This is a genomic window from Curvibacter lanceolatus ATCC 14669 (assembly GCF_000381265.1).
GTDB lineage: Bacteria > Pseudomonadota > Gammaproteobacteria > Burkholderiales > Burkholderiaceae_C > Curvibacter > Curvibacter lanceolatus.
In genome coordinates this window covers 144,938-158,055 of record NZ_KB906257.1, presented here as the reverse complement: position 1 = coordinate 158,055, position 13,118 = coordinate 144,938, and the positions used below count along the sequence as shown (strand labels likewise).

Sequence of the window (13,118 nt, the reverse complement as noted above, 5' to 3'; positions counted from 1 at the left end):
GGAGTCAGGTCAAAAGGGGCATGTCAGGCCAGCGCGTGCGCCCGTTCAGCACGGGCTTCGCGCAGGCGCAGGGCTTCGCGGCGCAGCAGGGCCAGTTCGGCCCGCACGGAGGCGATCAGGTCAGCGCCCTGCAAGGGGTATTCGATGGCCCAGGGCACATCGGCCGGCAGCTGGCCCAGCACCGTGCGCCACGGGGCTTGCGACTGGGCCAGCGGCACGGCCACCCAGCGGGCCGGTTCGCGCAGCACGCCCTTGCAATGCACATAACCCACCTGCCCACCCAGCAACTGGGCAGCAGCCTGAGGGCATTCGCCCACCCAGTGCCAGTTGCCCATGTCAAAGGTCAGGGCCAGCGGCAGGCCCTGGGCCTGGGCGGCAGCAAAGAAACGTTGCAAGGCGGGCAGCGTGCCGGCCTCGGGGGTCTGGTCGTTTTCGATCAGCAACTCGGGGCCAGAGGGGGTCTGGAGCAGCGACTTGAGCAGCGCCCAGCTGTCGGCCGATGCAGGGCCAAAGCCACCGATGGACATCTTGAGGCAAGCGGCCCCGAGCAAGCGGGCCGCCGCCAGGGCCGAGCGCAGCGCCGCCTCGTCCAGGGTGCCGCCCTCGCGCCACAAACCGGTGGGGCAGGAGTAGACCGCCTGCAGCCCCCGGGCAGCCAGCTCGGTGGCCAACTGGGGCAGCTCGGTTGTGGCATCACGCAGCAGTTCCTCGCGCACCTCCACGCCGTCGGCGCCGGCCGCGGCCGCCACGCGGGTGAAGTGCAGCTGGCCCAGGCGCAGCACCTCGCTGGCGCCAAAGGCGCCCAGCGAAATCAGCACCGCAAAGCCACGGGCGGGGCGGGTCAGGTCGGTGCGCATCATGCGCCCTGGTGCGAGGGCAGGATCTGGCCCAGGAACTGGCGCGTCTTCTCGTGCTGCGGGTTGCCAAAAAAGCGCTCGGGCGGGGCCTGCTCCAGAATGCGGCCCTCGGCCATGAAGATCACCCGGTCGGCCACGCTGCGGGCAAAGCCCATTTCATGGGTCACGCACAGCATGGTCATGCCGTCTTCGGCCAGGCCGATCATGGTGTCGAGCACCTCCTTGACCATCTCGGGGTCCAGGGCCGAGGTGGGCTCGTCGAACAGCATCACCTTGGGCGTCATGCACAGGGCGCGCGCAATGGCCACGCGCTGCTGCTGCCCCCCCGAGAGCTGGCTGGGGTATTTGTGCGCCTGGTCGGGGATGCGCACCCGGCTCAGGTATTTCATGGCCACCTCTTCGGCCTGCTGCTGGCTCATGCCGCGCGAGCGCATGGGCGCCAGCGTGCAGTTCTGCAGAATCGTCAGGTGCGGGAACAGGTTGAACTGCTGGAACACCATGCCCACCTCTTGCCGCACCGCGTCCACCTCGCGCCCGCCCGCGGTCAGCTCATGGCCATCGACCACGATGCGGCCCTGCTGCACCGTCTCCAGACGGTTGATGCAGCGGATCAGCGTGCTCTTGCCCGAGCCCGAAGGCCCGCAGATCACGATGCGCTCGCCGGGCTGCACCGACAGGTTGATGTCGCTGAGCACCTTGAACTCGCCATACCACTTCTGGACTTGCTCCAGTCGGATGATGGGCGGGGCGTCGGCATGGGCGTGGGTGGCGTGTTCGGTCATGGCAGCGAGGTGGGGCGAAAAGGCAGGGAGAGGTCAGGCGTTCAAGACAGCTTGGGCAGATCGCTTTCCAGCCACTTGCGGTAGAGCTTGTTGAGCTCGCCATTGGCGGTGTTGCGGGCCACGAAGTCGTTCACGGCCTTCAGCAGTTCGGCCTGGTTGGGGCGCAGCGCAATGCCCATGGCTTGCTGCAGCAGGTTGAACTTGACCTCGAAGCTGCCGGCCGGGGCGCGCTTGTTGATCTGGGCCGCCACCGTGACCGAGCAGCCGATGGCATCCACCTGGCCCGACAACAGGGCCTGCATGGCCGAGGCGTCGTCGTCGAAGCGGCGGATCTCGGTGCCCTCAGGGGCCGACTTGGTCACTGCCACGTCTTGCGTGCTGGCCCGGGCCACGCCCACGCGCAGGCCCTTGAGGTCGGCCGCGCTCTTGATGGCCGACTTGGTGGCGCCAAACAACACGATGGTCGCGGCCGCATAGGGTTGCGAGAACTGCACCTGCTTGGCCCGCTCGGGCGTGATGGCCAGCGAGGCCACCAGCAGATCCACCTTGTTGGTCAGCAAAAACGGAATGCGGTTGGGGCCGGTGACGGGCACCAGGTTGACCTTCAGGCCCAGGTCCTTGCCCAGCAGGCGCGCCACGTCGGCGTCATAGCCGTCGGGCTGGTTTTGCGCATTGGTGGTGCCATAGGGCGGAAAGTCGACCAGCATGCCGACGGTGAGTTCACCCTTCTTTTTCAATTCTTCCAGGGTCTGGGCCGAGACGCCCGAGGCCATGCCCGAAGCCATCAGGCCCAGGGCAGAGGCCACCAGCGCGGTGGTGAAACTGCGGCGGCTGGCGCCTGCGGACAACAAGGGGTTGATCGGGTCGTGCATGAAGGTCTCCTGGTGGGATGGGATGGGACGGAAAAAAGAGGTCTGCGGTGGCGTCGCCTCAGCGCGCCGTGGCGGCGGCCTGGCGGCGCTCCATGCGGGCCGCGAGCAAGGACAGCGGCCAGCACAGTGCGAAGTAGATGGCGGCCACCGCGCTGAACACCAGCAGGGGCTGGAAGGTGGCGTTGTTGATGATCTGGCCGGCCCGGGTGATCTCGGTGAAGCCGATGATGGCTGCCAGCGAGGTGCCCTTGATGATCTGCACGCCATAGCCCACGGTGGGCGGCACGGCGATGCGCCAGGCCTGCGGCAGCACCACGTCGCGCATGCGGTTCACATACGACAGGCTGAGCGCCTCGGCCGCCTCCCACTGGCCCCGGGGCACGGCCTGGATGCAGCCGCGCCAGATCTCGCCCAGAAAGGCGCCGCTGTTCAAGATCAGCGCAGCCCCGGCCGCCACCCAGGGGTTGATGTCAAAGCCCAGCACCGGGGCGCCAAAAAAGATCAGGAACAACTGCAGCAGCAGCGGCGTGCCCTGGAACACCTGGATGAACAGGCCGGCCCCCGCCTGGGCCCAGCGCGACTCACTGGTGCGGGCCAGCGCCACGGCCAGCCCCACCACCGAGCCGCCGACAAAGGCCAGCAGCGACAAGGCCAGCGTCCAGCGGGCCGCCTCGAGGATGAACATGAACTCGGCCAAACCGAAACTGCGCATGGGTCAGGTCTCCGTTGCCCGCAGCGGGCAGATCAGGGTTGCGTTACAGGTCAGCATGGGGGTGGACGACCCGGCTCAGCGGCGGTCGGGGTAGTTGAGCGCGGCGCGGTAGATCAGCTTGAACAGGGCCGAGAAGGCCATCGACAGCGCCAGGTAGATCAGGGCCACCACGATGTAGATCTCGAAGCTGCGAAAGGTCTGCGACTGCAGGTTGGCGGCCACCGAGGTCAGGTCGTCGGCCGAGATGACCGACACCACGGCCGAGCTCAGCATCAGCAGGATGAACTGGCTGGTCAGCGCGGGGTAGATGGCCTTGAGCGCGGGCTTGAGGATCACGAAGCGGAAGATCTCCCAGCGCTTGAGGTTCAGCGCCAGCCCGGCCTCGATCTGGCCGCGCGGGATGGACTCGATGCCGGCGCGGATGATCTCGGTGGCGTAGGCCCCCAGGTTGATCACCATGGCCGTGAGGGCTGCGGTGTAGGCGCTCCAGCGCAGACCGATGGCCGGCAGGGCAAAGAAAAAGAAGAACAGCTGCACCAGGAACGGCGTGTTGCGGATCAACTCGATGTAGGCCTGGATCACCCAGCGCAGCGGGCGCGGGCCGGCGGTCTTGCCCCAGGCGCACAGAATAGCCAGCCCCAGGCCCAGCGCCATGGCCAGCAGGGACAGCTGCACCGTGATCCAGGTGCCCTTGAGCAGCAGCGGCCAGGCGGCCAGCACATCGGCAAATTGAAAGCTGTAGTTCACGATCGATCCGATTGATGAAGGAGCGGGTGTCTGACGGTCTGACGCCCTGGCCGGGCGACTCAGACACAACCTGAAACCGTTTTCAGCAAGTTTAAGAAACCGGTTTCAGGTTTCCATGGGTGAAAACCCTGGCTGCCAAGCAGCTCGGAAATGCTCAGGTGCCGACCGAAGTGCTGGCCGAGGGGCCTGCCGTCGAACCCCGCACCCGCAGCTGCCCCGGCAACAGGATCTGGCGCGGCGCCAGACTCAGGCCGCCCAGGCGCTCCAGCAGGCAGGTGGCGGCCAGGCGCCCCAGATCGTGCGTGGGCTGGGCCAGGGTGCTGATGCCCGGGCCCACGAAGGGCGCCCAATCGGGGTCGTCAAAACCCACCAGGCCCAGTTCGCGCCCGGCCTGCCAACCCAGGCGGGCCAGGGCCGCGCACACGCGCAGGGTGACCACCGAATTGCTGGCCAGCACCGCCGCGGGCTGCCCGCCAGCCTGCTGGCGGCAGGCCTGCAAGGCCTCGGCCAGGGCCTGCAACTGGGCTTCGGGCGCATCGTCCTGGCTCTCGAAGGTCTGCCCCTGCAGGGCCGGGCCCTCGTGGCCCGACTGGTGGCAGCCCTCGCGAAAAGCCGCCTCGCGCTCGGTGCGCGAGCTCACGCCCCGCACTGGCTCAGTCACGTACAGCAGTTGCCGGTAGCCCTGGGCCTGCAGATGCGCTAGTACCGTGCGCATGGCCTGGGCGTTGTCCAGCGACACGAAATCGGCCTGCATGCTGCTGTGGCGCCGGTCCACCAGCACCACCGGGCGGCCCAGGCGCAAGGCCTCGGCCGCCACGCCCGGGTCACGCCCCAGGGTGTTGAGGATGAAGCCCTCGACCTGGTAGGAGGCCAGGGCCGCCATGGCTTCGCGCTCGCGCCCGCTGTCGTTGCCCAGGTTGAACAGCATGACCAGGTAGCCCGCCTCCTGGCAGGCCTGCTCGGCACCGCGCAGCACCGCCACCGAATAGGGGTTGGTCACATCGGCCACCACCAGGCCGATGAGCCGGGTGCGGCCGCGCTTGAGGGCCTGCGCCATCGGGCTGGGCGAGTAGCCCAGCGCCGCCACCGCGCGCTCCACCCGCATCGCAATGTCGGGGCTGAGCAGGGTCTCGCGGTGGTTCAGAAAGCGCGAGACGGTGGCCTTGGACACCCCGGCCTCGCGCGCCACATCGGCAATGGTGGCGCGGGTGCCGGCAGCGCCGGAGGGGGCCGCTGCGGCGGCCATGGCAGGCTTGGAGGAGGTGGGTGGGGCAGAACGGGGCACGGGCAGGGTCGGGTCAAGCTGGGCAAGCACGGGCCAGGGCCTCCAGGCGCCTGCACAAGGACGCAAGACCGGGAAGCTCTGAAACCAGTTTCAGAGTCTGATCTTAGTGCCAGACCCCTGCCCCTGGCACCCGGTGGAAACCCGCCCTCGCCTCGCGTCAGCTCACCGCGTTTTGCCAGCTCAGGCCGCCGCCCGGCGCAAACGCCACAGGCTGGTGACCTCGGCCGAGCGGGCCTTGTGCAGCGGGTCGGTGGGGTCGCTGGCCTTGGGGTGCTGGGGCTTGGCGTCGCGCCGGCCCACCACCTCGATGCCTGCCTCTTGCGCCCAGGTCTGCCACTGCTCGCGGCTGCGCAGGCCCAGCAGTTCGGCCAGGTCGGACAGGATCAGCCAGGCCTCGCCGTCGGGGCTCAGGTGGGCGGCCAGGCCTTGCAGAAAGCCGCGCAGCATGCGGCTGTCGGGGTCATACACCGCGTACTCGATGGGCGAGCTGGGGCGGGCCGGCAACCAGGGCGGGTTGCATACCACCAGCGCGGCCTGCCCGGGCGGGAACAGATCGGTCTGTTGCAACTGCACCTGGGCCGACAGTTTCAGGCGGTTCAGGTTGGCCCCGGCACAGGCCAGGGCGCGCGGGTCCTGGTCGGTGGCCACCACCTGACGGGCTCCACGCTTGGCCAGCACGGCCGACAGCACGCCGGTGCCCACGCCGATGTCGAACACGGGCTGATCCGGGCTGAAGCCGGCCGGCCAGGGGGCCTTGGCCACCAGATCGACGTACTCACCACGCACCGGCGAAAACACGCCGTAATAGGGGTGGATGCGTGCGTCCGGCCCGAGGGCCGGCACGGGCACGCCCTTCTTGCGCCATTCGTGTGCGCCCACCAGGCCCAGCAGCTCACGCAGGCTCAGCACCGAGGGCTGGCCGTCGGGCTCGCCCCACACCTCCTGCAAGGCCTGCCGTATGTCGGGTGCGCGGCGCAAAGGCACGCTGTAATCGGCATTCACCGGCACCAGCACCAGGCCCAGGAGCCTGGCCCGCTGGGCCTGGCCCTGGCGGTGCTGGTGAAAGGCTTCGGAGAGCGTGGTGGCGGGCGCCTTGAGCTTGCGCGGCTTGCGGTCCACGCGCCGCGCCAGCGCCTGCAGCAGCTGACGGGCGTTGTGGAAATCGCCCTGCCAGAGCAGGCCGGTGCCCTCGCAGGCCAGGCGGTAGGCGGTGTCGGCGTTCAGGGTGTCGTCGGCGGGTTGCAGGCGGCGCGGCGCAGGCACGCCGGCTTCGGAGCGCCAGCGGGCCTGCTGCGGCAGGTCCTGGGCGTCGGTCCAGCTCAGGCTGGGTGGGGTATCGGTCATGCCGCCATTGTCGCGGCTTGAGCGAAGCCTGCGGGGGCTGCATCGCGCTGAATCACCTGCTCAAGGGTCGAATTCATGGAATCAACGCACATTCTTTTGGCTTTGCACCCAGAATCAGAGCGGGTTGCCCGGCTTCGGCAGGCTGCCCGCACTTCCAAAAATCAGGAGACAACATGGCTTTCACATCCCCCACCCGGCGCGCCCTGGGCGCACAGGCCCGCCGTTGGGCCCAGGCGCATCTGCTGGGCCTGCTGACCCTGGGCGCAGCCCTGGGTGCCGCCCTGCCCGGCCACGCGGCCAGCACGGTTCTCGCCGATCAGGCGCCCTCGGCCGCCTTGGGGCGCCCCCTGCCCTTCACGGTCTACCTGCCCGACGGGTATGAAAAGGCCCAACAGCCTTACCCGGTCGTGTACCTCCTGCACGGGGCCGGCGGCGATGAGAACGAATGGCGCACCAAGGGGGGTGCGGTGGAGACGCTGGACGGCCTGATCAAGCGCGGGCTGATCCGCCCCTCGGTGGTGGTGATGCCCACGGCGGGCCCAGCCTCGTGGTGGGCGGATGGCGCTGCCGAGAAGGCCGGCACGGCCATCATGAACGAGCTGCTGCCCTATGTGGAGGCGCGCTACCGCGTGCAGAAAGAGCGCAGTGGACGGGCCATCGGCGGCCTGTCCATGGGGGGCTATGGCGCGCTGAACCTGTCGCTGCGCCACCCGCAGAAGTTCTGTGGTGCCGCGGTGATCAGCCCGGCCATCTACGACCCGCTGCCGCCGGAGACCTCGGCCGCGCGCCGCACGCCGCAGTTCGTGCGCAACGGCCAGTTCGATCCCGACACCTGGAAGGCGCTGAACTACCCGGCCGCGCTCGACGCCTACCGGGCCGGCGCCGCGCGGGTGCCGATGTGGATCGTGTCAGGCGACCACGACTACCTGGGCATTGCCCCGATGTCGGCCAACCTGTTCTGGCGCCTGCACCAGATCCAGCCACGGCAGGTTGAGCTGCGCGTGATCGATGGCGACCACGAATGGCTGGTGTTCCGCGATGCCCTGCCCGACGCGCTGCAGTACGTCGACCAGGCCTGCCGCAAGGGCAGCTGATCCGATCCTGCGGCCAGCCGATCGCCCACGAAAAAAAGGCCACTGCACGAGGGCGGTGGCCTTTTGGTCTCACGACCGAGGGCTTTCAAAGAGCAGCCGACGGGCCGCGGGGGCGGCCCGGTGCCGAGCTCAGTTCAGGTCGCCGCGCTTGAGGCGGATTTCCTCGAGCTTGATGGCACCCATGGGCGTGGTCTTGGCGGTGTTCAGCTCGCGCTTGAAGCCGGCCAGTTCCAGGAAACGCATGGCGCGCTCATTGCGCAGGGGCACCCAGGCGGTGACGTTGGTGCAACCTTCTTCGGACAAGCCTTCGCGGGCGGCGTCCCACAGGGCCAGGCCAACGCCCTTGTCCCAGTGGCTGGGCAGAACGTACAGGGCCCAGATTTCACCGGTGGTCGGGCGGGACTTCGGATCGCGCGAGCGATCGAAGCCGACAAAGCCGACAACCTTGCCTTCATCCATGGCCACTTGGACCTGGGGTTCGCAGTATTCGATGGCTTCGCGCCATTGGGCCACGCGCTTGTCAGTGGAGGAGCTTTTCAGAAACTCGTCGGGAACAATGCCTTTGTAGGCGGCTTGGGCAGCCACCGTGTGGATTTCGGCTACGGTCTTGGCATCTCGCAGGGTGGCAGGACGGATCTCAACAGTGGTCAGAGTGCTCATTTAGGATTTATTCTTCGGACGGTCAAAATTTTCGAGAGGCAGGATTGTCGCAGATTGCCCGAAGACACCCCCGGCTTTACCCTGATACCGGAGTTGCCCGCGGTGCCGCGCCCCCGTAAAGACGAGGTCTGTGCTAGGCGCCCAACCCTTGCTCAGCGGGCGCTGCGCCCCAGCATCTGCATCTGATGCACCAGGCTCTCGAAACGGTGCGGCGAGAGGGTGCCGACCCGGCCGATCAGCGTCTGACGCACCGGTGAAATGCCCATGAAGCCCAGCACGCTGCGACGCATCGAGCGCAGACCATGGCCGCCGTAGAAGCCGCGGTAGAACAGGGCTGGCATGCCCATGGTGACCACCAGACGCGCGCTGCGCCCCTTCAGGCCCGGGCTGCTGTGCCCGTCCGCTCCCTGCACCCGGACCAGATCGGGCCGCGCCACCTGCTCCAGAAAGCCTTTGAGCATGGCGGGCATCTCACCCAGCCACAGTGGGAAAAAGAACACCAGATGCTGAGCCCAGCGCAGCTCTTCCTGCACCGCCACCAGCGCCGCCGGCACGGGCTTGCGCTCCCACTCCTCCTGGCTGCGCAGCAGGCTCAGGTCCAGCTGAGCCACGCAGACCTGCCGCACCTCGTGCCCCTGCAGTTGCGCGCCACTGGCGTAGGCGTCCGCCAGCGCGTGGGCCAGGTGAGGGGCCCGGTGATCCGGATGCCCCTGGATGATGAGAATGCGCCGCTTCATAGGACAAGCTCCCGAGATCGGAGCCCGGCTGGTCTGCCGACCCCGATGCCACCGGACTTCATCCTGCCACCGGCCAGCGACACGGGCTTTGACGTCCCTCAACCCGGCGGCGTGGCCGGCGCGCTCAGACGATGCGCAGGCTCAATTCGGGCAGGCCATCGATGTGGCATTCGATCAGGTCACCCCGCACCACCGGCCCCACGTTTTCAGGGGTGCCCGAGTAGATGATGTCGCCCGGGAACAGCTCGAAGGCCTCGGACAGGCGGCTGATCTGCTCGGCCACCGACCAGATCATGTGGTTGAGCGTGGCCTGCTGCTTGATCTGCCCATTCACCTTGAGCCAGATGGTGCCTTGCGTGTAATGGCCTGTGCGGGCCACGGGGTGGATGGGGCCGATGGGGGCGGAATGGTCGAAGCTCTTGCCGATCTCCCAGGGCTTTTTCTGGTCGCCCATGCCGCGCTGCAGGTCGCGCCGGGTCATGTCCAGGCCCAGCGCATAGCCATAGACGCCCTCCAGGGCCCGGTCAATCGGGATGTCGCGCCCACCCCGGTGCAGGGCCGCCACCAGCTCCACCTCGTAGTGGTAGTTGCGCGTGAGGCTGGGGTAAGGGTGATCGGCCACCGTGCCCGGGGCCACGTACTGGATCGCATCGCTGGGCTTCTGGAAGAAAAACGGCGGCTCACGGCTGGGGTCCGAGCCCATCTCGCGCGCATGGGCCGCGTAATTGCGCCCGATGCAATAGATGCGGCGCACCGGAAAGGCCAGCGGCTGGCCGTCGGCCGTGGCCACGGGCACGGTGGTGTGGGGCAGCTCGAAGGGGGTGGCCGCCGGCCGCCCGGGCTGGGCCGTGCCCGGGGCGGCGCAGGCGCTCAAGGCCCCTGCGCCCATCAGCAGGCCGCCCTGCAGCCAGCCTCGTTTGTTCAGATCGGTCATCGTTGTCTCCAGCTGTGAATATCGTCGAAAGCGACAGACTCTCACTGTAGAAAACGACGGCCCGTGGGCCTGCGCGCGGGCTTAAGGTTTTCCAGCACAAAGCCGGCCCGGCCCCTGCTCAGCCCGGCTGCTGCAGGCGCTGGCGCAACTGGTCGCGCCAGGCGCGTGGGCTCAGGCCCATGCTCTGGCGAAAGCGCCGCGTGAAATACGACTCATCGGCAAAGCCCACCGCATGCGCCACCTGCATCACGCGCTGCGAGGTGTGGGCCAGCAGCTCCTGGGCGCGCTCCATGCGGCGCTCGGTGAGCAGTTCGGTGAAGGTCTTGCCGGTTTCCTTCTTGAGCAGGTTGGCCAGATAGTTGGGCGACAGAAACGCGGCTGCCGCGGCGTCGGCCAGCGTCAGGTCCTCGGCCAGGTGCTCGCGGATGAAACGGGCCACGCGCTGCAAGGCCTCGCGCTGGCTGGTCTTTTGCGCATGCTGGGCCGCCAGCCGGGCCAGATCGGCCTCGAACACCTGGCAGGTCAGGCCCAGCAGCTGCAGCAGCAGGCCCCGCAACAGCGTGAGGCTGCCATGGCGCCGCTGCGCGTTCTCGCGCAGCATGCGCTGCACCAGGGCTTCGACCTCGGCGAAGGCCTCCGGCCCGAAGGCAAAGTCGGTGTACTCCTGGAACAGAAAGGGCCCCAGCTCGGGCGCCAGGCTCAGGGGCACATCCTCCAGGTCCAGCGGGTCGGCCTGCAGGTCGGGGCGCAGAAAGGCTTGCGAAAAGTTCAGGATCACATAGCGCGAGCCCTCGGGGTGCGAGACCACATGCACCCGATAGGGCAGCACAAAGCTCAGGGTGCCGCGGGCAAAGGGGCGCACGCTGGCCCCCACGGTCTGCTCGCCATCGCCTTGCAGGCTGACCTGGATCTGGAAATAGTCGTGCCGGTGCGGGCGCAGCAAGGGCGGCCGCACCAGCTGTTCGCGGATGTCGAAATCGAGGTGGTTGGCCCGCTCGGCCATGCCATAGGTTTTGATGTCGCGGGAGGCGCTCACAGGATCAGACAGAGGCAGGATGGAGACCACAGGGCCCGGGGGACCGGTGACGGCCCTCGGCGTTCAGTGCGCGCGATGGCCCCGAAAAGCGCCATGTTAGCGGCGTGCGGGCACGTCACGCGACAAAAGCTGCCCCGTTGGCGCCTGACACCCCCCCGCAGCCCCCAGGTCAGCGCCTTGCCCAACAGGCCACGTGGCCGGCTTGCAACGCTCAGTTACTGGGGTAAGCCCCGTACCGCGCCTGCGGGTGCGCCCCCTAGATTCGGTCATTTGTTCATTCATCGGGGCGGGCTGTCACGTGTCTTTCAAGTTCTTACCGCGTTGGACCGCTGCGTCCGTGTTGCCAACCCCTGGCCTGGGCCGGGCCCTGGTGTGCAGCGCCCTGCTCCTCGGGGGCTGGCTCACAGGCCTGCCGACCGAGGCGGCCACGGCGGCCGGCGCAGTCGAGGCCGGCACCGCAGCCCCCGGGCCGACACCGCTGCGCATCGGACTGATCGGCCCCTTGACCGGGCCCTCGGCTGATTTCGGTGTGCCCATGGCCAATGGCGTGAAGCTGGCCATTGACGAGATCAACGCCGTCGGCGGCTACCTGGGGCGCCCGCTGGAGCTGATGATCAAGGACGACACCGCCGACCCGGCCCGCGGCCGGCAACTGGCCGAAGAGCTGGTGCGCGATCAGGTGGTGGCCACGATCGGCTATTGCAACAGCGGGGTGGCGCTCAACTCGATCGAGGTGTTCCAGAAGAACAAGGTGCCGCTGATCGTGCCCTGCGCCACCGGCACCGCACTGACCACCCAGTACCCGGGGCCCGAGAGTTACATCTTCCGCGTGCAGGGCCGCGATGCCTTGCAGGCGCCCTTCGTGGTGGACGATCTGATCAAACGGGGCTGGGACCGGGTGGCCATCTTCGCCGACACCACGGGCTATGGCGAAGGCGGCACACGTGATGTGATCGCCGCGCTGGCGGCCAGGAACCTCAAACCGGTGCACACCGCCCGCTTTGCGCTGGGCGTGAAAGACCTGTCCGACGAGCTCAAGGCCGCGCGGGCCGCGGGCGCCAATGTGATCTTCAGCTACACCGTGGGCCCGGAAAACGCGGTGGTGGCGCAGGGCCGCAAGGCCCTGGGCTGGAAAGTGCCCCAGGTGGGGCCCTGGACCCTGTCTTTTCCCTTCTTCATCGACGGGGCCAGAGACGCGGCCGAAGGCGCGCTGATGGCCCAGACCTTCATTGCCGAGCCCAGCAACGAGCGCCGCGCCGCCTTTCTGGCCAGCTATGCGCGCAAGTTCAACAGCCGGCGCATCCCCGTGCCCATGGCTGCAGCCAATGGCTACGACGCCAGCTACCTGCTGCTGTATGCCTTGCTGGCCATCAACAAGGGGCCCGCCGACGGCCCGGCCATCAAGGCCGCGCTCGAAGGCCGCATGAAGACCTACTACGGTGTGGTGGCCACCTACGACCACCCCTTCAGCGCCCAGGACAAGGAAGCCATCTCGGCCAACATGCTGGTGATGGGCCAGGTGCGCAACGGGCTGGTCACCTTTGCCTACCCCGAGGACGCGAAACGCAACCTGTTCGTGCAACGCAAGCAATGAGGCCTGGGCCCGTGCGTGCTCAGCGTTGCCAGCACTCTGCTGAGCCGCTGCCGGCTACCGAGCTCAGCACCGAACGCTGCCCGGCCTGATCGAGCACGAAATCGCCACAGGGGTCTGAGGCCTGCACGCCCTGGCGCTGCGCCGTGAGGGTGTAGGCGGCCAGATCGGCACCGGGCACATACCGGATGCGGTAGTGCCCCGCCGTGCTGAGGGACAAATGGGCCGGATAGGCCGCCGCCTCGGGGTACTGGCCGTGGATCGAGGCCACCCGCTCCAGCCACTGTGCACCGCGCAGCAGCGCCTCGCGGGCATCGCTGCGGCGGGCCCGCTGCAGCGTGGCCTGGTACCCCGGCAAGGCCAGGCCCGTCAGCAGGGCGATCACGGCCACCACGACCAGGAGTTCGATCAGGCTGAACCCCTTGGATCCACGGCCTCGGAATGGACCACGCGACATGAACACCTCC

The 13,118-nt window shown here is 68.2% G+C and carries 14 protein-coding genes; 2 read left to right on the top strand and 12 right to left on the bottom strand.

Features of this window, described 5'->3' with window-relative positions; genetic code table 11:
• Positions 1–23 precede the first annotated feature (23 nt).
• The 7 genes from F624_RS0111230 to F624_RS0111195 all read right to left on the bottom strand — a co-directional run bounded on the left by F624_RS0111230 (position 24) and on the right by F624_RS0111195 (position 6,599).
• Positions 24–860 (bottom strand): TIM barrel protein, encoded by an 837-nt coding sequence (locus tag F624_RS0111230; protein WP_019574403.1) that lies wholly within the window; start codon positions 858–860, stop codon positions 24–26.
• Positions 857–1,639: an amino acid ABC transporter ATP-binding protein gene (locus F624_RS0111225; RefSeq protein ID WP_019574402.1), complete on the bottom strand. Its 783-nt coding sequence runs from the start codon at positions 1,637–1,639 to the stop codon at positions 857–859. The genes F624_RS0111230 and F624_RS0111225 overlap by 4 nt, the downstream gene beginning before the upstream one ends.
• 41 nt (positions 1,640–1,680) lie before the next feature.
• Positions 1,681–2,511 (bottom strand): transporter substrate-binding domain-containing protein, encoded by an 831-nt coding sequence (locus F624_RS0111220; protein ID WP_019574401.1) that lies wholly within the window; start codon positions 2,509–2,511, stop codon positions 1,681–1,683.
• A gap of 58 nt (positions 2,512–2,569) precedes the next feature.
• Positions 2,570–3,223, bottom strand: a complete 654-nt coding sequence (locus tag F624_RS0111215; protein ID WP_019574400.1) for an amino acid ABC transporter permease — start codon at positions 3,221–3,223, stop codon at positions 2,570–2,572.
• 75 nt (positions 3,224–3,298) lie between these two features.
• A complete protein-coding gene (locus F624_RS0111205) occupies positions 3,299–3,970 on the bottom strand; it encodes an amino acid ABC transporter permease (protein WP_019574398.1) in 672 nt (223 codons plus the stop codon).
• 154 nt (positions 3,971–4,124) lie between these two features.
• Complete coding sequence (locus F624_RS0111200; RefSeq protein WP_019574397.1) at positions 4,125–5,216, bottom strand: LacI family DNA-binding transcriptional regulator; 1,092 nt, start codon at positions 5,214–5,216, stop codon at positions 4,125–4,127.
• A 219-nt stretch (positions 5,217–5,435) separates the two neighbouring features.
• Positions 5,436–6,599, bottom strand: a complete 1,164-nt coding sequence (locus F624_RS0111195) for a methyltransferase (protein ID WP_019574396.1) — start codon at positions 6,597–6,599, stop codon at positions 5,436–5,438.
• Between the two features lie 173 nt (positions 6,600–6,772).
• Here F624_RS0111195 and F624_RS0111190 point away from each other — a divergent pair, with 173 nt between their 5' ends.
• A complete protein-coding gene (locus tag F624_RS0111190; RefSeq protein WP_019574395.1) occupies positions 6,773–7,693 on the top strand; it encodes an alpha/beta hydrolase in 921 nt (306 codons plus the stop codon).
• 129 nt (positions 7,694–7,822) lie between these two features.
• Here the strand turns inward: F624_RS0111190 and F624_RS0111185 are convergent, their stop codons facing one another.
• From F624_RS0111185 to F624_RS0111170, 4 genes are all read right to left on the bottom strand, one after another.
• Positions 7,823–8,353: a GNAT family N-acetyltransferase gene (locus F624_RS0111185; protein ID WP_019574394.1), complete on the bottom strand. Its 531-nt coding sequence runs from the start codon at positions 8,351–8,353 to the stop codon at positions 7,823–7,825.
• Positions 8,354–8,505: 152 nt separating this feature from the next.
• Complete coding sequence (locus F624_RS0111180; RefSeq protein WP_019574393.1) at positions 8,506–9,090, bottom strand: NAD(P)H-dependent oxidoreductase; 585 nt, start codon at positions 9,088–9,090, stop codon at positions 8,506–8,508.
• Between the two features lie 124 nt (positions 9,091–9,214).
• Positions 9,215–10,024, bottom strand: a complete 810-nt coding sequence (locus tag F624_RS0111175) for a fumarylacetoacetate hydrolase family protein (RefSeq protein ID WP_019574392.1) — start codon at positions 10,022–10,024, stop codon at positions 9,215–9,217.
• Between the two features lie 118 nt (positions 10,025–10,142).
• Positions 10,143–11,027 carry a helix-turn-helix transcriptional regulator gene (locus F624_RS0111170; RefSeq protein WP_051107382.1) on the bottom strand — a complete coding sequence of 295 codons (885 nt, stop codon included), beginning with the start codon at positions 11,025–11,027 and terminating at the stop codon, positions 10,143–10,145.
• A gap of 370 nt (positions 11,028–11,397) precedes the next feature.
• Between F624_RS0111170 and F624_RS0111165 the strand changes: the two genes are divergently transcribed.
• The gene (locus tag F624_RS0111165) at positions 11,398–12,654 is read left to right on the top strand and encodes an ABC transporter substrate-binding protein (protein WP_019574390.1); all 1,257 of its coding nucleotides are present in this window, start codon (positions 11,398–11,400) and stop codon (positions 12,652–12,654) included.
• Positions 12,655–12,673: 19 nt separating this feature from the next.
• On the opposite strand, the gene F624_RS0111160 is transcribed toward F624_RS0111165, so the two are convergent.
• On the bottom strand, positions 12,674–13,108 hold the full coding sequence (locus tag F624_RS0111160; RefSeq protein ID WP_031254730.1) for a type IV pilin protein: 435 nt from the start codon (positions 13,106–13,108) through the stop codon (positions 12,674–12,676).
• Positions 13,109–13,118: the final 10 nt, after the last annotated feature.

Excerpts from the sequence above, each read along its gene's own strand:
- F624_RS0111185 (WP_019574394.1), bottom strand. The coding sequence starts at position 8,353 with ATGAGCACTCTGACCACTGTTGAGATCCGTCCTGCCACCCTGCGAGAT.
- F624_RS0111160 (WP_031254730.1), bottom strand. The coding sequence starts at position 13,108 with ATGTCGCGTGGTCCATTCCGAGGCCGTGGATCCAAGGGGTTCAGCCTG.
- F624_RS0111180 (WP_019574393.1), bottom strand. The coding sequence starts at position 9,090 with ATGAAGCGGCGCATTCTCATCATCCAGGGGCATCCGGATCACCGGGCC.
- F624_RS0111175 (WP_019574392.1), bottom strand. The coding sequence starts at position 10,024 with ATGACCGATCTGAACAAACGAGGCTGGCTGCAGGGCGGCCTGCTGATG.
- F624_RS0111220 (WP_019574401.1), bottom strand. The coding sequence starts at position 2,511 with ATGCACGACCCGATCAACCCCTTGTTGTCCGCAGGCGCCAGCCGCCGC.
- F624_RS0111190 (WP_019574395.1), top strand. The coding sequence starts at position 6,773 with ATGGCTTTCACATCCCCCACCCGGCGCGCCCTGGGCGCACAGGCCCGC.
- F624_RS0111215 (WP_019574400.1), bottom strand. The coding sequence starts at position 3,223 with ATGCGCAGTTTCGGTTTGGCCGAGTTCATGTTCATCCTCGAGGCGGCC.
- F624_RS0111230 (WP_019574403.1), bottom strand. The coding sequence starts at position 860 with ATGATGCGCACCGACCTGACCCGCCCCGCCCGTGGCTTTGCGGTGCTG.
- F624_RS0111195 (WP_019574396.1), bottom strand. The coding sequence starts at position 6,599 with ATGACCGATACCCCACCCAGCCTGAGCTGGACCGACGCCCAGGACCTG.
- F624_RS0111200 (WP_019574397.1), bottom strand. The coding sequence starts at position 5,216 with ATGGCCGCCGCAGCGGCCCCCTCCGGCGCTGCCGGCACCCGCGCCACC.
- F624_RS0111225 (WP_019574402.1), bottom strand. The coding sequence starts at position 1,639 with ATGACCGAACACGCCACCCACGCCCATGCCGACGCCCCGCCCATCATC.
- F624_RS0111170 (WP_051107382.1), bottom strand. The coding sequence starts at position 11,027 with ATGGCCGAGCGGGCCAACCACCTCGATTTCGACATCCGCGAACAGCTG.